Source organism: Gudongella ferriphila (assembly GCF_046224405.1).
GTDB lineage: Bacteria > Bacillota > Clostridia > Tissierellales > Tissierellaceae > Gudongella.
Genome location: NZ_JBJXRK010000031.1, coordinates 1 through 24312, shown reverse-complemented (window position 1 = coordinate 24312; position 24312 = coordinate 1). Strand labels below are relative to the sequence as shown.

General features: G+C 39.3%; 25 protein-coding genes. 18 read left to right on the top strand and 7 right to left on the bottom strand.

Features of this window, described 5'->3' with window-relative positions; all coding sequences use genetic code 11:
- Positions 1–279: 279 nt before the first annotated feature.
- Together ACKVDP_RS12100 and rsgA are read left to right on the top strand one after the other, a co-directional pair.
- Positions 280–615, top strand: a complete 336-nt coding sequence (locus ACKVDP_RS12100) for a hypothetical protein (protein ID WP_409229134.1) — start codon at positions 280–282, stop codon at positions 613–615.
- Positions 616–945: 330 nt separating this feature from the next.
- Positions 946–2028, top strand: coding sequence for a ribosome small subunit-dependent GTPase A (rsgA, locus tag ACKVDP_RS12095; protein WP_409229133.1), 1083 nt, complete (start codon positions 946–948; stop codon positions 2026–2028).
- Between the two features lie 60 nt (positions 2029–2088).
- On the opposite strand, the gene lpdA is transcribed toward rsgA, so the two are convergent.
- From lpdA to ACKVDP_RS12060, 7 genes are all read right to left on the bottom strand, one after another.
- A complete protein-coding gene (gene lpdA / locus ACKVDP_RS12090) occupies positions 2089–3468 on the bottom strand; it encodes a dihydrolipoyl dehydrogenase (protein WP_409229132.1) in 1380 nt (459 codons plus the stop codon).
- A gap of 14 nt (positions 3469–3482) precedes the next feature.
- Entirely contained in the window at positions 3483–4772 is a 1290-nt protein-coding gene (locus ACKVDP_RS12085) for a dihydrolipoamide acetyltransferase family protein (protein WP_409229131.1), read from the bottom strand.
- A gap of 14 nt (positions 4773–4786) precedes the next feature.
- On the bottom strand, positions 4787–5767 hold the full coding sequence (locus tag ACKVDP_RS12080; protein WP_409229130.1) for an alpha-ketoacid dehydrogenase subunit beta: 981 nt from the start codon (positions 5765–5767) through the stop codon (positions 4787–4789).
- Positions 5768–5769: 2 nt separating this feature from the next.
- Entirely contained in the window at positions 5770–6852 is a 1083-nt protein-coding gene (pdhA, locus tag ACKVDP_RS12075) for a pyruvate dehydrogenase (acetyl-transferring) E1 component subunit alpha (RefSeq protein WP_409229129.1), read from the bottom strand.
- Positions 6853–7030: 178 nt separating this feature from the next.
- On the bottom strand, positions 7031–7939 hold the full coding sequence (locus ACKVDP_RS12070; protein WP_409229128.1) for a pseudouridine-5'-phosphate glycosidase: 909 nt from the start codon (positions 7937–7939) through the stop codon (positions 7031–7033).
- Complete coding sequence (locus ACKVDP_RS12065; protein WP_409229127.1) at positions 7936–8877, bottom strand: PfkB family carbohydrate kinase; 942 nt, start codon at positions 8875–8877, stop codon at positions 7936–7938. Before ACKVDP_RS12065 ends, ACKVDP_RS12070 begins: the two co-directional genes overlap by 4 nt.
- A 90-nt stretch (positions 8878–8967) precedes the next feature.
- A complete protein-coding gene (locus ACKVDP_RS12060) occupies positions 8968–9984 on the bottom strand; it encodes a YeiH family protein (protein ID WP_409229126.1) in 1017 nt (338 codons plus the stop codon).
- 103 nt (positions 9985–10087) lie between these two features.
- On the opposite strand from ACKVDP_RS12060, the gene ACKVDP_RS12055 reads away from it, so the two are divergent.
- The 16 genes from ACKVDP_RS12055 (at position 10088) to ACKVDP_RS11980 (ending at position 23721) form a co-directional block, all read left to right on the top strand.
- Complete coding sequence (locus ACKVDP_RS12055; RefSeq protein ID WP_409229125.1) at positions 10088–10981, top strand: LysR family transcriptional regulator; 894 nt, start codon at positions 10088–10090, stop codon at positions 10979–10981.
- Between the two features lie 20 nt (positions 10982–11001).
- On the top strand, positions 11002–11622 hold the full coding sequence (locus tag ACKVDP_RS12050; RefSeq protein ID WP_409229124.1) for a hypothetical protein: 621 nt from the start codon (positions 11002–11004) through the stop codon (positions 11620–11622).
- 47 nt (positions 11623–11669) lie between these two features.
- On the top strand, positions 11670–12794 hold the full coding sequence (locus ACKVDP_RS12045) for an aminotransferase (protein ID WP_409229123.1): 1125 nt from the start codon (positions 11670–11672) through the stop codon (positions 12792–12794).
- A gap of 177 nt (positions 12795–12971) precedes the next feature.
- Positions 12972–13904: an arsenic resistance protein gene (locus tag ACKVDP_RS12040; RefSeq protein WP_409229122.1), complete on the top strand. Its 933-nt coding sequence runs from the start codon at positions 12972–12974 to the stop codon at positions 13902–13904.
- Between the two features lie 199 nt (positions 13905–14103).
- Positions 14104–15036, top strand: a complete 933-nt coding sequence (locus ACKVDP_RS12035) for a TDT family transporter (RefSeq protein ID WP_409229121.1) — start codon at positions 14104–14106, stop codon at positions 15034–15036.
- A 42-nt stretch (positions 15037–15078) separates the two neighbouring features.
- Positions 15079–15885 carry a DUF169 domain-containing protein gene (locus ACKVDP_RS12030; RefSeq protein ID WP_409229120.1) on the top strand — a complete coding sequence of 269 codons (807 nt, stop codon included), beginning with the start codon at positions 15079–15081 and terminating at the stop codon, positions 15883–15885.
- Positions 15886–16246: 361 nt separating this feature from the next.
- A complete protein-coding gene (locus tag ACKVDP_RS12025) occupies positions 16247–16969 on the top strand; it encodes a LytR/AlgR family response regulator transcription factor (RefSeq protein ID WP_409229119.1) in 723 nt (240 codons plus the stop codon).
- Positions 16966–18243: a sensor histidine kinase gene (locus ACKVDP_RS12020; protein WP_409229118.1), complete on the top strand. Its 1278-nt coding sequence runs from the start codon at positions 16966–16968 to the stop codon at positions 18241–18243. Before ACKVDP_RS12025 ends, ACKVDP_RS12020 begins: the two co-directional genes overlap by 4 nt.
- 152 nt (positions 18244–18395) lie before the next feature.
- Positions 18396–18536 carry a cyclic lactone autoinducer peptide gene (locus tag ACKVDP_RS12015; protein WP_409229117.1) on the top strand — a complete coding sequence of 47 codons (141 nt, stop codon included), beginning with the start codon at positions 18396–18398 and terminating at the stop codon, positions 18534–18536.
- A 312-nt stretch (positions 18537–18848) separates the two neighbouring features.
- Positions 18849–19595, top strand: a complete 747-nt coding sequence (locus ACKVDP_RS12010; protein ID WP_409229116.1) for a hypothetical protein — start codon at positions 18849–18851, stop codon at positions 19593–19595.
- Positions 19596–19734: 139 nt separating this feature from the next.
- Positions 19735–20955, top strand: coding sequence for a transposase (locus ACKVDP_RS12005; RefSeq protein ID WP_409229115.1), 1221 nt, complete (start codon positions 19735–19737; stop codon positions 20953–20955).
- Between the two features lie 262 nt (positions 20956–21217).
- The gene (locus tag ACKVDP_RS12000; protein WP_409229114.1) at positions 21218–21631 is read left to right on the top strand and encodes a hypothetical protein; all 414 of its coding nucleotides are present in this window, start codon (positions 21218–21220) and stop codon (positions 21629–21631) included.
- Between the two features lie 12 nt (positions 21632–21643).
- Positions 21644–21994, top strand: coding sequence for a GHKL domain-containing protein (locus tag ACKVDP_RS11995; RefSeq protein ID WP_409229113.1), 351 nt, complete (start codon positions 21644–21646; stop codon positions 21992–21994).
- A gap of 152 nt (positions 21995–22146) precedes the next feature.
- Complete coding sequence (locus tag ACKVDP_RS11990; protein WP_409229112.1) at positions 22147–22293, top strand: cyclic lactone autoinducer peptide; 147 nt, start codon at positions 22147–22149, stop codon at positions 22291–22293.
- Between the two features lie 4 nt (positions 22294–22297).
- Positions 22298–22876, top strand: coding sequence for an accessory gene regulator B family protein (locus ACKVDP_RS11985; protein WP_409229111.1), 579 nt, complete (start codon positions 22298–22300; stop codon positions 22874–22876).
- 134 nt (positions 22877–23010) lie between these two features.
- The gene (locus tag ACKVDP_RS11980; protein WP_409229110.1) at positions 23011–23721 is read left to right on the top strand and encodes a hypothetical protein; all 711 of its coding nucleotides are present in this window, start codon (positions 23011–23013) and stop codon (positions 23719–23721) included.
- The last annotated feature ends 591 nt before the right edge of the window (positions 23722–24312 follow it).

The window sequence follows — 24312 nt, the reverse complement described above, 5'->3', positions numbered from 1 at the left end:
TGTCGTCAGTCGTTACTCAGATAGCTTAAAATGCCGTAGAGACCCATAAACTTCATTTCAAAATTTAGGCATCATAGATGCTTATTAAGGTGTTTTTGTTTATTTCAAGCGAAAATGTAATTATGCAAGAATCTCAAATAAAAGAATAATAAATAAATATTTAACAACAATATTTGATTATATACCTCCATTTTCATAAATGCAAGGACAATTAAAAAAATTGATGGAATTTATTTCATTTGATATAATTACAGCATAAATAATGAAGGAAGTGTTTAAATGTATGCACTATTTGTAATTCTAAATCAAACCGACAAGCTGGATGAGATATTGGAAAGCCTCTATGAATTGGATACTGGAGCTACCACCTTAGACAGTGTTGGAATGGGCAAGGTTCTCTTGGAGCACAATGTGGATGAAGGGCTTTTTTCAAGCATCACAAAAATCCTGAATGAAGGAAAGCCCTATAACAAGACCCTTATAAGTGTAATAAGGGACAAGGAAGTACTGGATAAGGCAGTCAATAATATCAAGGGTATACTTAATATGAAGGAAAAGAGAGCGGCAGGTTTTATGTTTGTATTACCGGTTCTTGAGATACATGAAGGTTTGTAATGGGAAAATCGATGTTAAATATTTAACAAAAACAATAAAACAAGTATTGACACCTGATAGCTTAGGAATTATACTATTGTTGTAAAAGGCTGATTTGAAAGGAGTTGTTGTATTATGATAACAGTCAAGTTGAATGGGGAGAAGAAAATATAATACGGGCAACGAAAAATTAACCTTTCAAAATTAATTTGTACTATAAACACGATCGAAAGGTCGTGTTTTTATGTTTACAGACAGGTTAAGGTCTGTTTTTTTGTGCCCAAAATCAGGAGGAATTCATTGAAAAACAAAAATGACTCAAAAGAAAACAAAGTTATCAAGGGGGTACAAATGAATAAAATCAACATTGAAAAGCTAGGATACAATAAATCCTTTGAAGAATCCTTCCTTAATGCAAAGGGCATGGAAGATGGATTGATTCCAGGAAGGATATCAGCAGTTCATAGGGAAAGATACCAGGTAATAACAGAGCATGGCGAGGGCTGGGCTACACTCAAGGGCTCAATCTTCTACAGTGGTGACCAGTCAGTGACATATCCTACAACGGGGGATTTTGTAGCCATAAAGCACAATCCTTCTGGAGAAGACATAATTTACAAGGTTCTTGAGAGGAAAAGCGAATTTTCAAGATTGGATTCCTTCAATAGGACCAAGCAGGTAGTTGCTGCAAATTTTGATTATATACTGATCCTGTCATCCATGAATGAGGACTTCAATCTGAACAGGCTTGACAGGTATATTGTATCTGCCTGGGAAAGTGGAGCAGAGCCACTGGTTGTTCTTACAAAATCAGATATAACTGATAATGCTGAGCACTTTATCCAGTCTGTAAGGGTCAACTCGCCTGGAGTTAAAATTTTTACAGTAAGCTCAATTACCGGAGAAGGGATCTCTCCCTTGAAGGATTACCTTAAAAAGGAGTCAACATTGGTTCTGCTGGGATCATCGGGAGTGGGAAAATCATCCTTGGTGAATGCACTTGCAGGGACGGAGGTCATGAAGGTCAATGAAATACGGGAGGATGATTCAAAGGGTAAGCATACCACAACCCACAGGCAGTTGATTGCCTTGGATGATGGTACAATGGTTATTGATACTCCAGGGATGAGGGAGCTGGAGCTTTGGAGTGCTGATTCAGGGATGGAGGAAAATTTTCAGGATATAGAATCAACGGCAAAGACTTGCCGATTCAGGGATTGCAGCCACAATAACGAACCAGGCTGTGCCATCAGAGATGCAATTAGAACAGGAGAAATCTCAGAAACCAGATGGAACAATTACCAGAAGCTAAAGAAGGAAGCTGCTTTTGCAAGAACAAAGGAAGAAAAGTCAGCTCGGGTACAAAAAAAGCTTCAGGAGAAGAAATTTGGTAAAATGTTAAAGGATCACAAGAACAATAAAAGCATATATTAGGTTTAAAAAGGCTGTGTGGATTTTATCCACACAGCCTTCTGAATGCAAGTTAGAATTTTTTTACATATGAATTGGCTTGTCTATGGCTGCAAAGGCGGCCTCCATAATTGTCTCTGCAAAGGTCGGATGGGGATGAATCGTTTTGGCAAGGTCATAAACCGTACCCTCTAGATTCATGACGGCAACAGCCTTGGAAATCATGTCTGATGCTACACTTGCGGCCATATGGACCCCAATCACCTCACCATACTGATTGTCAGAGATTATTTTTACAAAACCGGCTGTTTCACTCTCAGCGATTGCCATTCCATTTGCAGATAGGGGAAATTTCCCAACTGAGAAGTCAATCCCCTCTTCCTTTGCTTCCTCTTCGGTTATGCCAACGCTGGCCAGCTCAGGGAAGGAGTATACAACCCTTGGTATTTTGCTGTAATTGAGGCTTGACTGGAGACCAAGTATATTTTCAACAGCAGTTATCCCTTCAGCTGAGGCGACATGGGCAAGGGGAACCTTGCCATTTACATCACCTATGGCAAAGATGTTACTGATGCTGGTCTTCATTTTATCATCCGTCTTTATGAAGCCCTTATGATCAAGCTGAAGATCTAGACCTTCCAATCCATCAAGGTTTGGCTTAAGACCAAGGAAAATAAGGAACCTATCACCCTCCAGGGTCTGTGTCTTGCCCTTTCTATCAACAGTGACAGCATTTTCCCTAAACTCAGTAATCGCAGCTTCTGAAACGATATTAAGGCCATCCTTTTTAAGCTGCCTTTCGAGAGTCCTGGCAAGCTCCCTTTCAGTATGGGGAAGTATGGTCCTATCACCATGCACAAGAGTCACATCAACACCTATGGCATTCAGAAATGTTGCATACTCAACTGCATAAACATCTCCTCCAACCACAAGGACCTTTTCAGGAAGACTATCCAGCATTAAGAATCCCCTTGAATCTATTGCCTTTCCGGAATCAATCACTCCATCAAGACCTGGGATATCCGGATATGCACTCTGTGCACCTGTGGCGATAATCAGGTTTTTGAACTCGATGGTCTCATCATCAACCTGCAAGGTCTTTGCATCGAGTACCTTTGCAGACCCCTTGATTGACTTGACGCCATTCTTTTTAAAGAGCATCTCTATACCAGAAACAAGCTTATCAACAACTGAATCCTTTCTTTTGGTCAGTTTTTCCCAGTCGATTCTTGCATCAGATAGATCCACTCCTGTAATGCCAAAGTCCTCGCTGCGAAGGAGATTCCTGTAATGTCTGGCGGATATGAGAAGTGTCTTGGTGGGTATGCAGCCCCAATTGAGGCAAAGACCTCCAAGGCGTTCCCTTTCCACAAGAACAACCTTCAAACCCTTCTGAGCAGCCTTTATGGCAGCCACATAGCCTCCTGGCCCTCCACCTATGATTGCTATATCAAATTTTTCCATTATATCACTCTCCATTATCCTTTAAGAAGAAGCATGTCCGGATCTGCCAAGAGCTCTTTCAGCAGGTTCAGGAATCTGGCACCACTTGCACCATCAATAATTCTGTGGTCATAAGACAGTGAAAGGGGTAGGATGTTAGCAACAATTATTTCTCCATCCTTAACGATTGGCTTTTCCACGACCCTTCCAATTCCAAGTATGGCAGACTCGGGATAATTGATTATTGGTATTCCGAAGTATCCACCAATTGATCCGTAGTTGGTCACAGAGAAGGAACCTCCCTTAAGCTCGGATAATTGAATTTTATTTTCCTTTGCTCTTTTACTAAGGTCCTCGATGGCCTTTGCAAGTTCAACAAGGCTCATCTTGTCAGCATCCTTGATAACAGGTACCATCAAACCCCTTTCCGTATCAGTTGCCACTCCAATATTGAAATATCTCTTAAGGACCAGCTCGTCTGTTTCCTCGTCAAGGCTGGAATTGAATTCAGGGTGCTCCTTAAGTGCCACAATAGAAGCCTTGATAATGAATGGAAGATAGGTTAGATTGACATCATCAACCTCCTTTAGAATATCCTTGTACTTCTTTCTGAAATCATGGAGTCTGCTGATATCTATCTCATCCATTGCGGTTGTGTGGGGGATTGTAAACCTTGATTCACTCATCTTTTCAGAGATTGTCTTTCTGATCTTTGTCAGTGGAACTCTCTCAACAGGCATATCATCTGATATTGTAAGTTTCCGGGGCTTTCTTTCCTTAAGGCTTTCAGTCTTATCCTCGGACTTGGCTTTATCTTCATTGGCCTTGTGGATGTCATCCTTCATGACCCGACCATTTGGTCCGGTTCCAGCTACTGTGTTTATATCGACCCCAAAATCCTTGGCAAGCTGTCTTGCAACTGGGGTTGCCAGAACCTTTTTCCTTTCAGAGGTTTTTTTTGTTGGCGAAGCACCCTCGGTGCTTGAAGGAATCACATCTGATGATGCAACAACCTGTCCGACCACCCCAGCTGTTTCCTCTTCAACCTGGTCCTCTTCCTGTACTTTTGGTTCTTCCTCATTCTCAGCACCTGAGGTAATAACGACAAATACATCTCCAACATTGATGGTGTCTCCCTTTTTGGCCTTAAGTTCAAGAACCTTGCCGCTTCTGGGAGAGGGGATTTCAGTAGTTACCTTATCGGTCTCAACCTCTGCTACAGATTCGCCTTCCTCTATATTATCCCCTTCCTGGACCAGCCATTTTGTTATTACACCTTCGTGGATTCCTTCTCCAATATCGGGGAATTGAAATTCAAAATTCATGGGTGTCCTCCTTTCTAATAGTTCACAATATCCTCAATTGTTTTGGCAATCCTTTTTGGACTTGGGATATAGTGCTTTTCACCCCTTGGTAGAGGGAATGTTGTATCAAAGCCTGTCAATCGTGTAGGGGGAGCCTCCAGATGCAGGAATGCCTTTTCGTTCACAATTGAAATTATCTCGGATCCGACTCCAAGGGTTTTGGGTGCTTCGTGAACAACCAATATCCGTCCCGTTTTCTTGACGGAGTCAATGAAGCTATCCCTGTCCATTGGAGCTATTGTTCTCAGGTCGATAATCTCAGCTGAGATTCCCTTTTCTTCAACCATCTTTACTGCCCTCTGGACATCAGGCACCATGGCACCCCATGCGACTATTGTAATGTCGTCACCTTCCTGTAGTACCTTTGCCTTTCCCAGTGGAATTTCATAAGCCTCCTCTGGAATCTCCTGCTTGAAGGCCCTGTAAATTCTCTTGGGCTCCCAGAACAGCACAGGATCAGGATCACGAATTGCTGCAATCAACAGACCTTTTGCATCATAAGGAGTGGAAGGAATTACCACCTTAATCCCAGGAATCTGGGCATACAGCGCTTCTGTACTTTCTGAATGATGCTCCAGAGCCCTTATGCCGCCACCGTAGGGTGCACGGATAACCATTGGGAGATTGTATTGACCTCTAGATCTGTTTCTCATTCTGGCAACATGACTGATAATCTGGTTGAAAGCAGGATATGAGAATCCAGAAAACTGCATTTCAACAACTGGTTTCAGACCATTGATGGCCATCCCAACAGCTGTACCCACAATTGCTGATTCAGCAAGGGGGGTGTCAAAGGCCCTTTCCTTACCAAAGGTCTTCTGTAGGTCAACAGTAGCTCTGAAGACTCCACCCTCAACCCCTACGTCCTCTCCATAAACTATCACCTTGTCGTCTATTTTCATTTCATTCATCAAAGCCTGATTTACGGCTTGTATAATGCTTAAAGTATTAGCCATTTTTATTTGCCTCCTTCCAGAAAGGACCTGTATTCATCCAGCTGCTCCTGAAGCTGTGCCGGCATTGTTTCAAAGTGATATTTGAATATATCCTCAAGCTCGGTATCGGATTTGTCCTCTATTGCTTCAAAGGTTTTCTTGACCTCTTCCTCAAGCTCCTTCTTGGTCGATTCTATCCAGTCCTCATCAATGACATTGTTTTCCTTAAGATATTCTCCAAATCGTAGAATAGGGTCCTTTTTCCTCCATTCATCAACCTCTGCATCATCCCGGTATTTGGTTGGGTCGTCAGAGGTGGTGTGAGCCCCCAGCCTGTAGGTGTAAGCCTCGATCAGAGTAGGCCCTTCACCATTTCTGGCACGGTCGACTGCAGCCTTTGTTGCATTGTACATTGCAAAGATATCATTTCCATCCACTAGTACTCCAGGCATGCCGTAGGCTGTTGCCTTCATTGCGATGTTTTCACTCAAAGTCTGAACCTTCCTTGAAGTGGAAATTGCATATTGGTTGTTTTGCACTATAAACACTACAGGTGATTTGAATACCGATGCAAAGTTGAGTGCTTCATGGAAGTCACCGTGAGATGTTCCACCATCGCCAACATATGTCAGGACAACGTTTTTCTCATTCTTGATATTGTTTGCCATACCAATTCCAGTTGCGTGCTGCAGCTGGGAAGCAATTGGCACAGAAACGGGGAGAACCTTCACGCCTTCAGGCATGTGGCTGCCCCACTCATTGCCGTACCAGTAAAGGTAGATGTTCTTTAGTGGCACTCCCCTCACAAGCCAGGCTCCCAGCTCCCTGAATGCAGGAACAAGCCAATCCTCGTCATCAAGTGAATAGGCACTTCCAACCTGGGCTGCCTCCTGTCCAAGATTTGGTGCATAGGTCAGCATTCGTCCCTGCCTCTGGTAGGAGAGGGCCTTTTCATCTATTGTTCTTGTGTATAGCATTGTCCTGTAAAGATACTTAAGCTGTTCATCATCAAGCTCTGGAATTTCTTCCTTATCCTCCACTTTTCCCATTGGATCCATAACCTGATACATTTCATTATTCATTGGATTGTAATCTTCCAAGCGCATCTTCATACCTCCTAATATTTATAGTAATTGATAATGATTATCATCTATTACTATATTTATATACATAAATACGAATATTAAACATGGAGAATGGTCAATTAGGGCATAAAAAAGAACTGAGGGAACCCTCAGTCCTAGTTTGCTTTTTCCAGAGACTCAGCATCTTCAGATGCTTTTTCTATTTTGCAAGCTCCACAGCAATCTGTGCAGCAAGTTTTGCGTTGTTGTAGACCAGTTCAATATTTGCAGCCAGTGAATCTCCTCCTGTGATTTCCTTGATTTTGGCTAGGAGGAATGGAGTGGTGTCCTTACCCTTGATGCCCTTTTCATTTGCTTCAACAACTGCCTTTTCAATAATTCCAGTAATAAAGGACTCATCCATCGAGAACTCTTCAGGGATTGGATTGGCAACAACCACGCCCCCATTAAGATCCAGGTCCCATTTGACTCTTAGAAGGTCGGCAATCATCTTGGGGGAGTCCATGTTGTAATCAACTGAAAACCCGCTTTTTCTTGTGTAGAAGGCAGGCAGTTCAGCTGTGTTGTAGCCAAGTACGGGAACACCCTTGGTTTCAAGGTACTCCAGAGTCAATCCAATATCAAGTATTGATTTGGCACCAGCACACACAACAGCTACATTTGTCTGCGACAATTCCTCAAGGTCAGCGGAAATGTCCATTGTGGTTTCTGCTCCCCTGTGAACTCCACCGATTCCACCTGTTGCAAACACCTTTATACCTGCCATTTCAGCTATTATCATGGTGGATGCCACCGTTGTAGCCCCGTCCTTTTCAGATGCCACGATGTAAGGGATGTCTCGTCTGGATACCTTTGCTATTCCTGATGTCTTGCCCATATAGTCAATTTCCTCTGACGTCAGTCCTGCTATAAGTTTTCCCTTGATTATCCCAATTGTTGCTGGTACGGCACCGTTACTTCTTATTATCTCTTCAACCCTAAGTGCGGTCTCCACATTCTGTGGGTAGGGCATCCCGTGGGATATTATCGTTGACTCCAAAGCCACAACAGGCTTTCCATCCTCAAGAGCTTTTTTAACATCACTACTTATGTGTAGATATTCTTTCATAGTTTTCTAACCTCCATTTTCTTTGATAGATTCAGTACCTTATCTATTGTAATGCTTTTGTTGATTGTGCTTTCAGAATCCATGGCCATGGCAGCCATGGCAGAAGCAAATTTAGAGCTTTCAAGAAGACTCATTCCATTAAGCTCTCCATGTATAAGTCCAGCCTGGAATGCATCTCCTGCCCCTGTTGCATTTTTTATCCTGACATCTGGTATTTTAACAATTCCTTTTTCGTTGGAACTGCTGAAAAACACACCGTCTGAACCCAGGGATATGCATACGTTTGTCACTCCCTTACCATGAAGCAGCTCTGCTGATTCCATCAGGTCATGTTCGTTTTCTATCCTAATACCAGTAAGGATTTGTGCCTCAAGCCTGTTGGGCTTTATTGTATGGAAGAGCCCTATAATGTCCCTTGCAATTTTTGCCTTTTCAGATGAGACCGTATCCAGGAACAGCTTCCTATCCTTGAAAAGATTTGCAGCGAATTGGAGATTATCCCTTGAAAGGTTTGTATCAAATGCAACAATTTCACTTGTAGATATTTCCTTCTGATTCTTAAGTATATAGTCCCTATCGAGGAAACCATAGATGTCCATGGAGCTTATGGCAACATGCATGTCCATCTTCTCATCCAGGACAGCCATGTATGTTCCGGTGCTTGCCTCTGGAATAACCTTCACCCTGGTCATGTCAACACCGGAAAGGGAGGTTTCATCCAGTAGACTCTTGCCATATATATCGTCCCCAACGACCGAGTACATTTCAACATGGTTGCCTAGTAGTGCAACATTTTCAGCAATGTTTCTGCCTACGCCCCCCGATGAAAGCTTTGTCCTTCCAGGGTTGGAGTCTCCAGGAATGAGCTGTCCGTAAGGAAATCCTGCAATATCCATATTTATACCGCCTACGACTGCAACCTTTTTATTCAGTGACAAAAAATCACCACCTTTCACTGTTACTCATATAGTTATACCCAAATAATAAAGAGAAAACTCCGGAAGACCGGAGAATAGAAAAAATTGAAACTAGATTTGACCAAGGAAGCTTTGGACAGCAAAGGATACAACTACAACCAAGGTTGATATCATGAAACCGTGAACCATGGGAAGCGGGCCTGATTTAGCCAATTTGGCAAAGTTTGTTTTAAGGCCGATGGAGCCCAATGCCATAACCATCAGAAACTTGCTGGTGTCGGACATCAATGCCCTGGTAGCCTCAGGTATGATACCGGTACTGGCCACTCCAACCATGACAATGAATAGAAGAATAAACCAAGGAAAAATATCCTTGATGCTAACCTTGCAGATTTCAGCATCAAGACATTCCTTCCTTTTAACCCTGGCACCAATCCAGGAGAATATCATAACTACAGGAACGATGGCAAGGGTTCTTGTAAGCTTGACAATTACAGCATAATCACCAGCGGCATCGGAAAATGCATAGCCTGCTGCAACAACTGAGGAGGTGTCATTCACCGCAGTTCCTGCCCACAAGCCAAACCCTAAGTCGCTTAAACCGAAATAGACTCCCATCAATGGAAACAGCACAACCATAATCACATCGAAAATAAATGTTGCTGATATGGCATAGGCAATTTGACTTTCGTCAGAATCGATTACAGGAGCAACAGCAGCAACCGCTGAACCACCACATATTCCAGTGCCTGCCGAAATCAAGCTGGATAGTCTCCAATCCATCTTGAACAGTCTACCTAAAAGGTAACCACCACCAAAGGCTGCAAGAAGCGTAAAGGTCATGACCACCAAGGAAAAACTACCCACCTGAAAGATCTGCTGGAAGCTTAGCTTTACCCCCATAAGTATTATTGCTAATTTAAGAACCTTTTTCGAAGTAAATGTTAATCCCTTAACAAACATTGGGTATCTTGTAATAAAGGGATTGATCAGCATTCCCAGAATAAGGGCGATTACACTTGCTCCAATAATATGTGAAGACAATGAGTTGCTAATATGTACTGATATCATAGCCAGGAGGACTGAAAGCAGTAGTCCCGGTGCCGTAGATTTTGATAGTGATTTCATATCTGTCTCCTTTCTCGAATGGTTTGATTTTATCACTCTTTTACTATAATATAAAATTATATAAAATTATAAATGAATAAATTTAAATTATGGAAGTGGTAGAATGTTTGATCAGCGAACTCAAACCTTTCTTGAGGTTTGTAAAAGAATGAGCTACACCAAGGCAGCGGAGGCTTTGTTTATCACTCAGCCTGCTGTAACACAACACATAAAGTACCTTGAAGAGAGATATGGGACAAGGTTTTTTACCTATGCCAACAGACAGCTTAAATTAACTCCATCAGGTAGGGAGTTTAGAAGGTATCTTAAGGAAGGGATGGCAAAGGAAAAGCTTGTGACAGAAAAGATGAGGGAGCTTGTCAATGGAGAAAGAACCTTGAAATTTGGAGCTACTCTGACAATTGGGGAGTATACAATCGCTCCCTTTATCAAAGACTTTCATGAAAGGTTCAGGGATTACAGGATTTCTGTCCAAGTTGACAACACTAGAATCCTTATGGGTGAAATTGACAATGGAGGGATTCATTTTGCCCTGATAGAAGGCCTTTTCAACAAAGCCGATTATGATTCGCAGCTCCTGGCAATGAAGGATTTCATTTTGGTGGTTCATCCTGAAAGTAGACTTGCAATAAAAAAAGGACCAGTGCTTGCTGATATTTTGGATGAACCTCTTATAATAAGGGAGAAGGGATCGGGCTCCAGGGAGGTATTGGAACGAAGTCTTGCAGAGAGGAACCACACCCTTGGGGATTTCAAGGAGACCATAAGCATTGGAAATGTCAGTCTAATGAAGAAGATGGTTCAGGATGGTCTTGGAATTACATTTATGTATGAGGATGCTGCCAAGAAAGAGCTGGATGAAGGAAGTCTTGTCAGAATAAGCTTAAGTGATTTTGGGATTTCAAGAGAGTTTAATTTTGTCAGTATAAAGGACTCGCCATTCAAGGAAGAGCTGGATAACCTTTATAATTACTTCAAGGTGAAAATAAACGGCTAAAATGGAAAGGAAGATTTGTCATGATACTAAATCACACGGCCTTTCAAATCGGAGAAGATTATGGAGGGAAGCAGCAATGGCTGTGGGAATCCGGATTGAAGAAAAAGTTCTGGGCGGACCGATCCTGTGGCGTTGCAGCGGCTGCAAATCTGATAAATTATCTAGGCAGTGAATTCAACGACCTTGGCAGCCTCTATGGTGGCAATTCAAAGGAGGAATTTATCCGGCTCATGGAAAATCTCTATGGTTATCTCAAGCCGGGAGTTTTTGGAATTCCAAATCTGGGGAAAATGGGGAGAGGCTTGACTGGTTATGCAAGCAGTAAGGGTGTCGACCTGCTGCCATGTACTAGAACCTGGATCTTTGATGTGAAGGATGGCAGCAAATTCATAAGGGGAGGACTCTCTCAGGGGACTCCAGTGCTTTTATTGACATGGAACTACTCGGACAGGGAATTGAGGAACCACTGGGTAACTGTAACCGGGTGGGATGTAATATATGGTGAGGAATACATGACAGTTTCAAACTGGGGTCAGAAGAAAACCTACTCATACGACAAATGGGTGGGGGAGAGGTCCCTCTTGAAGGGAGCCATTTACCTTACGAGAAATAAATGTATTGATGCACCTGATATGATATAATTCATAAAATAAGCCATAAAAATAGATCAATACTGGGAGGAACTAATATGAAAATAAAACCATTTAAGGTTGAGCAGTGGATGAATGAATATGAAATGGATGCCATATACAACATTGCTGAAACCTGTGTGGACTCAATGTCACTTTCAGAGCTTATCCAGCTGTCAGGAGTGGACAGGGAGAGCCTACTGGATGAAATTCTGGACATGAAGATGACCTATGGATACATAACCGGAAATCCTAGGCTTAAGGATGCCATAGCAGGTCTATATAAGGGAATTGAGAGGGATCACATACTCACGACAAACGGTGGGATAGGTGCCAACAATCTGGTTTTAAATACCATAGTAGAGCCAGGGGACAAGGTCGTTTCAATCATACCAACATATCAGCAGCTGTATTCCATACCTGAATCATTAGGGGCGGAGGTCCATGTTATGTACCTTCAAAAGGAGAATGATTTTCTCCCTGACATGAAGAAACTAAAAGAGATGGTGGACGGGGATACCAAGATAATTTGTCTCAATAATCCAAACAACCCCACAGGAGCCCTAATTCCCGACCAAATGATGGAGGAAATAGTGACTCTTGCAAAGTCTGTGGATGCTTACATACTGTGCGATGAAGTCTACAGGGGACTCAATCAGGACGGGAGCTACCACAAATCCATTGTAGAGCTTTATGACAAGGGAATTGGCACAAGCAGCATGTCAAAGGTATTTTCCTTGGCTGGATTAAGATTGGGATGGCTGGTCACTGGGGATGAGGAACTGATGGAAAGACTTTTCAGCCACAGGGATTACAGCATCATAAGCTGTGGAGTGGTGGATGAGGTATTTGGAGCTCTTGCCCTGGAAAACAAGGACAAGGTACTTGGGAGAAACCTTAAGATAATAAGGGAAAATCTTAAAATTCTTGATGATTGGATAAATGCCCATGAAAGGTTTTCATACGTAAAGCCTATTGCAGGAACCACTGCACTGGTCTTCTATGATTATGACATTAGTGCATTTGAGTTTTGCACAGGATTGATGGAGCACTCAAAGACATTTGTTACTCCTGGATCCTGCTTTGAATATGAAAATAGCTTTAGAATAGGGTATGCAGCATCAAGGGAAATCCTAATTGAAGGTTTGAAGAATCTGGAGGATTATTGCAAGGGGCTGGAATAGTAGATATGCCAAGAAAAATGCCGGAGCCATCCGGCATTTTTTCTTGACAAAAAGTGTGAGGCATTATAATATATAGTAGAATACCCCAAGGGGGTATACAATATTTAAGGAGGAGTAAATTCGTTTAAAATCCTTGCACATATAAAAAAGAAGCTGGTTGTTTACTTACCAATTACAATGATAGTGGCGGTAGTATTCGGATACTACATTGACCCTACGCCCCTTAAGTCACTTGTACCAATAATCGTGTTCTTCATGGTATATCCCATGATGATTACACTTAGATACAGGGAATTGTTTTCAAAAGGCAACACAAGGCTGCATCTGGTTGCTCAGGGTGTTAACTTTGTAATATTCCCGGCAATGGGCTACGTAATCGGTAAAATATTCTTTTCCGACAGTCCATTTATAATGATTGGGCTCCTATTGATGGCCCTGCTGCCAACATCAGGAATGACCATATCTTGGACTGGATTTGCAAAGGGAAATGTTTCCGCTGCAATAAAAATGATGGTTATTGGGCTTATATTGGGCTCAGTCCTTATGCCATTCTACCTTAACCTGTTCATGGGAGAGACTGCAGGAATACCTTTTGCAAGTATCATCAATGAGATTGTGAAGGTTGTATTCATTCCAATGGCTCTTGGGTTTGGGACCCAAAAGCTATTGCTGAAAAGGTTTGGAAAGGAAAGGTTCCAGAATGAGTTCAAGAAGAAGATTCCATTGATTGCCACAGCCGCACTTGTTGGTATAGTTTTCATCTCCACAGGCATGAGGGCAAAGGTAATTGTGGCAGACCCAGCCATGATGCTTAAAATATTTCTGGTGCTTTCAGCCTCATACGCAGTAGCGTTTCTGATTGTTACACTAATTGCTAAAGCCATGTTTGATAGGGAAGATGGAATTGCGCTAATTTATGGAACGGTAATGCGTAACCTTTCAATTGCGCTGGCAATAGCGCTATCAATTTTCGCGACCGCAGGCTCTGAGGTGGCCCTAATAGTAGCTGTTGGATTTGTTGTGCAGATTCAGGGGGCGGCTCTTTACCTGAAGCTGGTGGATAGGGTCTATGTATCTGTAGAGACAACACCTGCACTGGAAGTAAATTAATCCAAACATTCATGACATCGATCATTTAGGTGGTCGGTGTTTTTTTTGTGCATTTGAATAGCTGTATTAGATAATCTTATTGATAATAATTACTCATAAAAAAAATCAATTTGTTCCTGGAAATAGATGCATGGTAATATGTAAATGCATCTTTTTACGTGACAAAAATTTATCAACCCTTATAAGGAGGATATAATTGATGAGTATTTTTGAAAGACTTCCTTTACCCATAACAGGACTTTTCCTTGGCCTTGCTGCAAGTGGAAATCTTGTTCAAAGCTACGGAGAAAATTACAGAAGCATTTTTGGTTTGCTTGCATTTATGGTATTTATTGCCATTGTAATGAAGGTAACCCTAAGAGGTGACATTGTTAAAAAGGAACTGGAAAATCCTGTTGTTGCAAGTGTATATCCCACATTTACAATGGGAATGATGCTTTTGGCTACATACATGAAGCCGGTTCTTCCTGGGCTGGCACCATATTTTTGGGGGCTTGCAGTTGCCTTACATGGGGTTTTGATTATTCGCTTCAGCCTGAGATTTTTAAAGGATTACAATATCAAGAAGGTATTTCCATCCTGGTACATAGTATATGTGGGAATTGTGGTGGGTTCAGTAACAAGTCCGGCATTTGGGATGCAAGCCCTGGGTAGGCTGCTTTTCTGGTTTGGACTTGCTACATATTTTGCTCTGCTGCCAGTGGTCCTGAAAAGGATTTTTGTGGTACGGGAGATACCGGAACCAGCGATGCCTACACTTGTCATAATGTGCGCACCTGCAAGCCTTCTTCTGGCGGGCTATATGAATGCATTCCCTGTAAAGAGCATGGCCATGATGATCTTGCTTTTGGTTTTGTCACAGCTGACATACGCATATGTGCTCACCAAGCTGCCAAAGCTCTTGGGACTAAAATTCTATCCATCATATTCAGCATTTACATTTCCAATGGTAATAACTGCAATATCCATCAAATCGACTGCAGGGTATCTGGCCACACTTGGAATCACTTCCCCAATTTTAGTTACATTGGTAAAAGTTCAGGAGTTTCTGGCAGTTGCACTGGTTCTGTATGTACTAGCAAGATACCTGATCTACCTGATACCGGCTGCAGCAAAAACAGAGGCGGCCTAGATAGAGTACTAAAGAGAATATTAAATCTATGGAGGAGAAAATATGAACATAAAAAACAGTGTGGACATGATTGAAGCCTACTTGGGTCTTGACCGTAAGCCAGTGGGAGTGAAGTTTTTCTTTGACAAGGAGGAATTTGATAATTTTGAAGTTCCCCAAAGGGATCGTAGAGTTACATATTGCAACTCTGTACAGCTGGCAAGCAAAGGCAGCTCCATGAAGCTTACCAAGGAGAACCAGGCATGTCCAAATGGAGCCATGGCCCTAAAAATGAAGGAAGTTCCAGAGCCAATGGCAAATGGAAAGGGAAGGTACAGCAAGAACATCTACCATGATGTGGAAACCTCAAAAAAAATCAACTCCGATATGGAGTTTTTAACTGAAGAACCGGCTGGAATTGTGGTTATGCCTCTTGAAAATTACTCGGAAGCTCCAGATGTGGTTGTGGTGGTTGGAAAATCCTATTGTGTTATGAGAATGCTCCAGGGACATGCCTACTTCAACGGATATACCAATAATTTAAGGACAGTTGGGCTGCAGGCGGTTTGCCAGGATCTGACAACCTACCCCTACAAGACCCAGGACATTAATATCTCATTGTTATGTCCGGGAACAAGACTGGTTGCTGATTGGGAAGTTGATGAAATAGGAATAGGAGTTCCTTTCCAAAAGTGGTATGAGGTAGTGGAAGGGGTAAAGGAGACAACCAATCCCTTTGAAAGAGATAAGAACAAGGAAGCCATAGTGCAACGTTTGAAGGATAGGGGTCTTGATGCCAGCGGAATAAGGTTTAATGAGAATTATGATGATGGATCATATACCGGCGGAAAGATTGAGATTGACAAGTAGTCAATTCTCTAATCAGTAAACATGTTTGAATGCAAGACGGGTGACGCTTGAAACAGGAGGCAGTCACCTGTCTTTTTATTAGAACTTTCCTTAATAAAACGCAAATGTTGAAGTCATCAGTACAAGCGATACCCTGTGTATATACTTAAAATCAGGAAGACCTTGAATGTTTAAGACTCTTGAGTATAAGGAAAAAACCGGTGGCGTGCCTGACCCTGACAATGATTTTTTGTGGGAGTTAAAAGTGCTCAGCCAGTCAATAAATGTATGTGAATCTAAATGAAAACATGATATCATCTAAGGTAAAAGATAAGATTATGGGTAGACAGAGTTATCCACATTGGAATGGGGGATGAGACATATGATTAGGATTGCCATATGTGATGATGACCACAATATCTGCACACAGCTTGAAAAGATTATTTTGGATTTTCAAGAACAAGTAATGAAGGATTTAGAAGTAGAAGTCTTTTATTCAGGAGAAAGTCTTCTTGAACATATAAAAACAGAAGGTAGATTTGATTTGATTTTTTTAGATATAGAGCTGGAAGGAATAACTGGTGTGGATGTTGGGGAGCTTTTAAGGCATGATTTGGAAGATTATACTACAAAAATAGTGTATATTTCATCTAAAAACTGTTACGATAGACAATTGTTTGAAGTGCAACCATTGCACTTTCTCGAAAAGCCACTGGATAAAGAAAAAGTGATTCGAGATATAAACCTGACAATGAAAATGCTTGAGAAAGAAAATCGCTGGTTTTCCTTTAAGATTGGTCAGGATGTACACAGGATCCCCGTAAAAGATATCATATACTTTGAAAGTACAGGAAGGGAAGTCAAATTGGTTGGGGTAGGAGGAACATTCCATTTCTATGATAAGATTGAGGCTATTTCAGGAAAAGTTTTTGAAGCACAATTCATGCAGCCTCACCGATCCTACCTTATTAATTACGATCACGTGGTTAGTATTAGGAAAGATGAAATTATAATGTCCAATAAGGACAAGATACCTGTGAGTAGACTGAGGTATAAGGAAGTCATGGAAATACAAATTTCTTATGAAGAGGATAGGTGGCGATGATTACTTTGTATGAAATGACATATGCACTAACATCTGCATATGGGGTTTATATAATATACAAGTTAATGAATATATTTTTTGAGGAGCCAAGAACCACCAAGACTAGGGAGCTAATATCCTATGTTGTTTATTATGTTTTAAGCTCTGCATTGTTTTTTTTCATAAGAGTACCGTTTGTGATGATGACAGCAAATATAACAATGTTTTTTTTGTTGTCGCTTAATTACCATTCAAACCTTAAAAGAAGGATGATTTTTTCTTTTTTGGCATACATGGTATTAATGGTTGTTGAAGTGATGGTTAGCGTAGCCACTGGCTACTTTCATATCGAAATCTTCAAGGAAAGCGAGTATGGATCCATACTTGGACTGGTGATTGTACGAATTGTTTCAATGGTAGTCGTTTTAACAATTTCCAGATTCAAAAATGTAAAAAAGGAAATCCCCACATCCAATTTTAGTTGGGTTAATAGCATTATAATTTCGTTTGGATCTCTATATTTCCTGATTATATTTATGGATAAAGGAAACTTGGAACATATGAATGTATTTTTATTGGTTTTGTGGGTTTTGACTATAAATATTATGTTGGTGGAATCATATGATAATTTATACAAAGAATTTTTATCTAAATCAAAGAAACTCATTCTGCAAGAGCAAAACAAATCCTATGAAAAACAGTTGGCAATCATGCAAGAGTCAGCTAAGAATACTCAGACTCTCAACCATGATATAAAAAACCATATAATCACTTTAAGATATTTGCAAGGAAATGGTGAATATGACAATATGAGGAAATATTTGGACAATCTGGAGAGTTCAGTTTATGATAAAAAAAATTTCTCAAGCTCCGGGAATTATGCCATTGATAGTATCTTGAACTTTAAACTACAGCAAGTTGTAGACATGGGCGGTAAAGCAGATACTGAAGTGATTATCCCAAAAGACATTACTGTATCAGATTTTGATATGACTGTTATACTGGGAAATCTAATTGACAATTCAGTCAGGGCTTTAAAAGTAAGTGAAGAACAAGGAGAAATCTCCGTTAGGATTAAGTATATAAAGAGTAATATTATTATAACGGTCATTAATTCATTTGACGGGAATGTAAAATATAAGGATGGCAGACTGCAAACCACTAAAGTTGATTCAAAAAATCACGGTATAGGTTTGTTAAATGTTAAGGAAGCTGTGGAAAGAAACAACGGTCATATGGATATCCAGTATGATGAAAAAAAATTCAAAGTCACTGTATTGTTACCTCTTCAGTAAAAGGAGCCAAGTAAGCATTCTTTTACTGATTTTTTTTAGGCAAAAAGCATTTCATTACAAAAAAACATACATCTCGTTACATATCCCCGCACAGGAAGCAGTTGTATTGTATATTGAGCATAAACAAATAAAACTCAAAGGGGGTAAGTGAAATGAAAAAAACTTTACTAAGGCTTGGCACAAGTTTAGCAGGACTTGCGTTAATGATTACAGCCCTGAATGTAAACACAACCTGTTTATATGTCATGCATCAACCAAAGTTGCCTGAAAATGCTGAAAAGCTAAGTAAGTAAGTTTAGGTAAGAATATGACTTCTAAAAAAATTGCGGATTTAATGGTGCAAAGTGAAATAATATCTGTTGAAGATAAGGACTTATACGAATACGGACTACATCAGAGTTTCATACTATGAAATACTAAAGTTCAGAGCATTACTATTTGTCAATAAAATAAAAAGACAAGAAGTTCCTTTTTATGAGAGTATAATTCAAAATTGAGTAAAAAGTGAATCTATAATTACTTATTTGAAACACTAGGAGAGAACTAAAGAAGGATGGGAAGAGTAAGATGCTAATTATAACAAAAGTCAAAAGGAGATTTTAAATATGACAAGAATGCCAAGACTAAGAATATATATTATGAGTATGTTAATTTTACTAGTAATTATAAGCGTTCCTCTACAAAGCTATGCGGAAGTTGAAGTATCAAATGATTTAGGATTAGGAAATATGCTTAAGCAAATGGAAGCTAAAAAAGAAAATGACTTAAAAAGCATATGGGATCAACTTGTATTACAAGAAAAAATTGATCATTACGAGGTTCATAAAAGTGCATATGAAAACCAATATAATCAAATGGTATCTGCATTAAGGAATGGAGAATTTAAAATCAACAATGATGGTAAATTTGTTCTTATGGGAGATAATGATCACTTATATTGGCCTGACGGTGGAGTGGTCCATTACAAATCAACTCCAACTTCATACCATCTAGAAATTATGGAATATTATAAGCCAGATGATGTAGTAGATGTTTACTGGGAATGGTCAATGGGGAGGTTGCCAAAAGTTTCTAATTATGTTGACTATATAGCAACAGATGTTTTGTTTTCCGTTTCGATGGATAAATATGGATTGTTAGCTTTACCTTTTAGTTATTTGTCTAGTATAGAAAATTATTTGACGATGAACAGATTTTTAACTGCTAAAAATAATGGTGATGGTATAGGAATACATTACTATGAAGGTCCGTTTGCTGATCCGAGTGCAGTTGTTTGGATATGGGATACTCATCCTTTTGTATATCCACCAAACTCTGATATGTATGACGTTATTGAATACTATATGAATTAGTTGACTGAGTAAATTGCATAATTTAAAACTGTTAAGATAACTAACTTTTTTAGCCAGCAAAAAGGATTTCACTCCAAAATGTCGAATATATATAGTAAGACCAATCACTATATGTTCACATTAAGGAGGAAACCCTAATATGATTATACGACAAGATAGCTTTTTTTCCTATGATGATTTAATGGAAATCAGCCCAAAAACAAGACTTATGATGATTCTTGATGAAATCGATGTGTCACCGGTAGCTGCTGCTATGGAAAAAACACCTGGAACCAGAGGACCAAAAGGCTACCCCAAAGAGAGACTCCTGTATGCTCTCATAGCTAAAGAAGTTGAGCAGACTACCAAAATATCCAGTCTCGTAAGAAGACTTGATAGCGACCCATCTTTCAGGTATGCCTGTGGATTTGGCATAATGGACAAAACTCCTTCAGAATCTGTATTTAGCAGGTTTCAGGATGCACTATCCAAAGAGCCTGCTTTGATGGGGCTGTTTCAAAACTTAGTCATCTCTGCCTTGAAATCCGGAATAATTGATGGAGCTGAAGTTGCCATTGACTCCACCAAGCTAAGTTCCTACGAAGTATCAAAACCCAGGAAAGACCTTGTGGATGATGGCAATCATCCTAACTGGGGAATGAAAAGAGATACCAACGGTAACAACATAAGATGGTTTGGTTGGAAGCTCCATATAATCTGTGATGCAAAGAGCGAACTACCCTTATCAATAAAAGTCACTCCTGCAAGTGTTCATGATGGTTCTGTAGCTTCTGACATGATAAAGGACTTCCTTGACTCGTATGAAGGCTTGATAAATCCTTCGCACTACCTTATGGATTCAGGCTATGACTATGAGTATCTCTACAGGGACATAGCTGACAAATACCATGCAACACCCATAATTGAATACAATCCCAGAGGCAGCAAAGCTCCTCCAGAGGGGCTTAATGAAAAACCTCATCCAGTATGCTCAGCAGGTTATGATCTAAAATACTGGGGTAAGGATGCAACTTATATGAAGTTTAGATGTCCACATATGACTGGAGATGTCAATTGCCCCTTTGGCAGCAACTGGTGCTCATCTTCAAACTACGGGCTTACACTAAAGCTAAACTACAGGAAAAACCCAAGAGTTCATGGATATCCACTTAGGAACTCCAAAACCTGGAAGAATCTTTACAACAAGCGAACATCTGTAGAAAGGTTGAATGCACGTCTTAAAGAAAATTTGAATGTATATGGAATTAGGTCAAAAGGAATCAAGAAAGCTCTTATGAATTGTATATTAAATTGCATTTCACTTGTAGCTGGAACCATAGCCATAAACAAGAAATCGTCAGTTGTTACTAAGATAGCTTAATACACCGTAGAAATCTATATATTTAATTTCTAAATTCGGGCATCATTGATGCTTATTGAGGTGTTTTTGTTTATTTCAAACGAAAATGTAATTATGCAAGATTCTCGACTATTAAAATAGAAACTCAAAAAATAGAATTTTAATATTTCAAGTGTGATTGGACTATGAGTATGATAGTTTTAATGGAACTAGACTGAGTAATGATACAAAACCTTAAAAGAAACATTTAAGAAAAAGGTTGTTTGATTTAGGGGGTAATTGGTTGAAGATTAATAAAACAACTGACCACAGAGAAGAAACGAATAATATTAAAATATGGACAATGGTTATTATAATTGCATTTTTTTTAATATTCGTGGTATCTTACTGTGAAGATAATAACATGGTAAAAGAAATAAATGTTGATATCATAGAAACGGAAAAGTTATTAGATGCATACTTAACTGAAAATCAAGGGATATCAGAAGGATTTCTAATAGAAATAGATTTGGAGGAAAAAGTGAGAAAACGTTACGTTCATGATTCAAGAGGTATTACTGAGAGTGTTGACTTGAATAAAGACTATTATCGTATTCCTGGTATTATCGATGTGTTAGTAGATTCGAAGCTTGATGGTGATTTTATATGTGATGTTGAGGGTAAAGTCTATTATATTCATAATAAGGCTATTGATTAAATAGCTATAATTATGAATCACTGGCCCCGAACCGTAGGTGGCTCTAGCTATGCAGAATCAATAAATTTCACAGATGATGGCGAGCTAATTAAGTGGACACGACAGAGCACACGACAGAGGGACAGGAGCACTGTCCCTAATGCGTGGGGTTACCTTCCCCTTCATCAAGAGGTAGTCACCAGGGATAGTTTGGCAGTTCTTTTTGATAAGGATGGCAGACTGCAAACCACTAAAGTTGATTCAAAAAATCACGGTATAGGTTTGCTGAATGTTAAGGAAGCTGTGGAAAGAAACAACGGTCATATGGATATCCAGTATGATGAAAAAAAATTCAAAGTCACTGTATTGTTACCTCTTCAGTAAAAGGAGCCAAGTAAGCATTCTTTTACTGATTTTTTTTAGGCAAAAAGCATTTCATTACAAAAAAACATACATCTCGTTACATATCCCCGCACAGGAAGCAGTTGTATTGTATATTGAGCATAAACAAATAAAACTCAAAGGGGGTAGGTGAAATGAAAAAAACTTTACTAAGGCTTGGCACAAGTTTAGCAGGACTTGCGTTAATGATCACAGCCCTGAATGTAAACACAACCTGTTTATATGTCATGCATCAACCAAAGTTGCCTGAAAATGCTGAAAAGCTAAGTAAGTTTAGGTAAGAATATGACTTCTAAAAAAATTGCGGATTTAATGGTGCAAAGTGAAATAATATCTGTTGAAGATAAAGACTTATACGAATACGGACTACATCAGAGCTTCATACTTCTGGCAAACATATTCACAACAATTTTAGTAGGCTGGATTTTCAACATGATGATTGAAAGCATCATTTTTCTACTGGCATTTGTGCCATTAAGGTCATATGCAGGTGGGTATCATGCAAAAACACCATTGAGATGCTATGTCCTTTCAGTGGTGATGATTTCCATAACACTCTTATTAATAAGGATGCCTGTAAGGGGTTTGCTTAGTGTAGTATTTATTACAACTACTGCTACAGGAACAATTCTTGTATTTGCTCCAGTGGAGGACATCAACAAACCCTTGAAACAAACAGAAAAAAAAGAATACAAAAGGAGAATAAGTTTTATACTGGCGACTCTGTTGGGTTTAATTACCTTATTTTGGAGCATTGAACACCAAATATCAATTTCTATCATGTCAGCCTTGGTCGTGGGCGCGGTTATGGTTTTGCTGGGGAAATTGACATCAATATCCAGACAATGGGATCGCCAAATATAAGATTAGCATTTTTATTCTGAGTCCAAGAGTACCTGAAATAATGAAAGGAAGGGAGAGTTGAGATAAAGGGGAATAATGAATAGTAGAACATTTTAAATATAAAATTAAGTTAAAATCTAAGGAGGATAATTATAATGAAATTTAATAAGGGATTAAAGGGTTTAGCATTGTTTTTAACAGTGATTCTTTTGCTAAATGTAGGGAGACCTATATTTGCTGCAAATGGATTTGCTGATTATTATAATGAGTTTGATTCAATTTCAGGAGTAGAAATTTTAAAAGCAAGTGATAATTATGTTCAGGGAGTTTTTGAGAAAAATAATATAAAAATTGAGTTTACTGAAAAAATAATTGCTCCAGGAATAACAGAATTGAATACTATTGAAGATGGAATTCCTCATCATGTTATCATTAATTCTAATACTCAATCTATTATTTACGATGGTGAATTTATTTCAGTGAAAGATTTAGATTTAGAGTTTACTGAGTTTTCAAAAGAAGAACTTAAAAATGGAATAACTCCTTTGTGGACTCAAACTTATGTTAAAAAAGGAAGCGTAGAAGTAGATGATAAGATTTACAAAACAATTACTTATATCGCAGCAGCAATTGCAGCAACTATACCAGGTGGTTTGCCAACAACGATTTTTTTAGGAGTCGCAGAGATTTGGCGTGATGATGGTCCTTATGATAAATGTTACTATATAAAAACAACAGTGAGGACAACGGATGGATCAGGTATGTATCCTTATAAAGATATAATCACAATAGAGTTTTTTGAAAATTACGACTATACTGCGCTATATGATACAGTTGAAACCATAGAATGGCCACTATTACCATGAAGAAGATAAAAAGATTTAATAAATATGATTTAATTATATTTACTGGGATTATAGGTGTTATGATTGTCTTTGTCCTATCCTTTTATATTGAATTTATTGATAAAAATTATGATAGAATTATTTTTATGGTACTTGCTATCTCAGTAGTTATATCTACTTTTTTGAAATTGAAAAACAAATGAAGGATAAAATGGAGATTTCCATCGAAAATACTACCTGACCTTGAAAACTCCTAAAAGCATTTACTTTAAGATGGCATTTTGGAGACTGTTCCTAGATTTATAGTTCACTAGTCAACATTTATGCTAACTAATACGACACTTTATAAGGTTAACATAACGCCTCCTGGACAATGTATTTGAATTCTCATAAAAGAGACAGAGGGACAGGAACACTGTATCTAGGTTTAGGAAAATGGGCAGAAACTATCAACAACACAAGTGGTTGATTGAGTGGTTCGTATTATTCCTAAAGGATGCATCTACAGAACAGTCTCAAAAGGAATGGTTTATAAGAATAGAGTATTATTAGAAAGTTCAAATGCTGTAAGCAAAATGGAAGGCTATTAATAATTAGACGTTTTTGATAAAA

What these genes read in the sequence shown, in the direction of transcription:
- ACKVDP_RS12030 (WP_409229120.1), top strand. Translation starts at nt 15,079, where the DNA reads ATGAACATAAAAAACAGTGTGGACATGATTGAAGCCTACTTGGGTCTT.
- ACKVDP_RS12070 (WP_409229128.1), bottom strand. Translation starts at nt 7,939, where the DNA reads ATGAAAGAATATCTACACATAAGTAGTGATGTTAAAAAAGCTCTTGAG.
- ACKVDP_RS12050 (WP_409229124.1), top strand. Translation starts at nt 11,002, where the DNA reads ATGATACTAAATCACACGGCCTTTCAAATCGGAGAAGATTATGGAGGG.
- ACKVDP_RS12005 (WP_409229115.1), top strand. Translation starts at nt 19,735, where the DNA reads ATGATTATACGACAAGATAGCTTTTTTTCCTATGATGATTTAATGGAA.
- ACKVDP_RS12085 (WP_409229131.1), bottom strand. Translation starts at nt 4,772, where the DNA reads ATGAATTTTGAATTTCAATTCCCCGATATTGGAGAAGGAATCCACGAA.
- ACKVDP_RS12080 (WP_409229130.1), bottom strand. Translation starts at nt 5,767, where the DNA reads ATGGCTAATACTTTAAGCATTATACAAGCCGTAAATCAGGCTTTGATG.
- ACKVDP_RS12035 (WP_409229121.1), top strand. Translation starts at nt 14,104, where the DNA reads ATGAGTATTTTTGAAAGACTTCCTTTACCCATAACAGGACTTTTCCTT.
- ACKVDP_RS12060 (WP_409229126.1), bottom strand. Translation starts at nt 9,984, where the DNA reads ATGAAATCACTATCAAAATCTACGGCACCGGGACTACTGCTTTCAGTC.
- rsgA (WP_409229133.1), top strand. Translation starts at nt 946, where the DNA reads ATGAATAAAATCAACATTGAAAAGCTAGGATACAATAAATCCTTTGAA.
- ACKVDP_RS11985 (WP_409229111.1), top strand. Translation starts at nt 22,298, where the DNA reads ATGACTTCTAAAAAAATTGCGGATTTAATGGTGCAAAGTGAAATAATA.
- ACKVDP_RS12040 (WP_409229122.1), top strand. Translation starts at nt 12,972, where the DNA reads ATGATAGTGGCGGTAGTATTCGGATACTACATTGACCCTACGCCCCTT.
- ACKVDP_RS12045 (WP_409229123.1), top strand. Translation starts at nt 11,670, where the DNA reads ATGAAAATAAAACCATTTAAGGTTGAGCAGTGGATGAATGAATATGAA.
- ACKVDP_RS12025 (WP_409229119.1), top strand. Translation starts at nt 16,247, where the DNA reads ATGATTAGGATTGCCATATGTGATGATGACCACAATATCTGCACACAG.
- ACKVDP_RS12100 (WP_409229134.1), top strand. Translation starts at nt 280, where the DNA reads ATGTATGCACTATTTGTAATTCTAAATCAAACCGACAAGCTGGATGAG.
- ACKVDP_RS11990 (WP_409229112.1), top strand. Translation starts at nt 22,147, where the DNA reads ATGAAAAAAACTTTACTAAGGCTTGGCACAAGTTTAGCAGGACTTGCG.
- ACKVDP_RS11995 (WP_409229113.1), top strand. Translation starts at nt 21,644, where the DNA reads ATGAATCACTGGCCCCGAACCGTAGGTGGCTCTAGCTATGCAGAATCA.
- ACKVDP_RS11980 (WP_409229110.1), top strand. Translation starts at nt 23,011, where the DNA reads ATGAAATTTAATAAGGGATTAAAGGGTTTAGCATTGTTTTTAACAGTG.
- ACKVDP_RS12010 (WP_409229116.1), top strand. Translation starts at nt 18,849, where the DNA reads ATGACAAGAATGCCAAGACTAAGAATATATATTATGAGTATGTTAATT.
- ACKVDP_RS12020 (WP_409229118.1), top strand. Translation starts at nt 16,966, where the DNA reads ATGATTACTTTGTATGAAATGACATATGCACTAACATCTGCATATGGG.
- lpdA (WP_409229132.1), bottom strand. Translation starts at nt 3,468, where the DNA reads ATGGAAAAATTTGATATAGCAATCATAGGTGGAGGGCCAGGAGGCTAT.
- ACKVDP_RS12055 (WP_409229125.1), top strand. Translation starts at nt 10,088, where the DNA reads ATGTTTGATCAGCGAACTCAAACCTTTCTTGAGGTTTGTAAAAGAATG.
- ACKVDP_RS12015 (WP_409229117.1), top strand. Translation starts at nt 18,396, where the DNA reads ATGAAAAAAACTTTACTAAGGCTTGGCACAAGTTTAGCAGGACTTGCG.
- pdhA (WP_409229129.1), bottom strand. Translation starts at nt 6,852, where the DNA reads ATGCGCTTGGAAGATTACAATCCAATGAATAATGAAATGTATCAGGTT.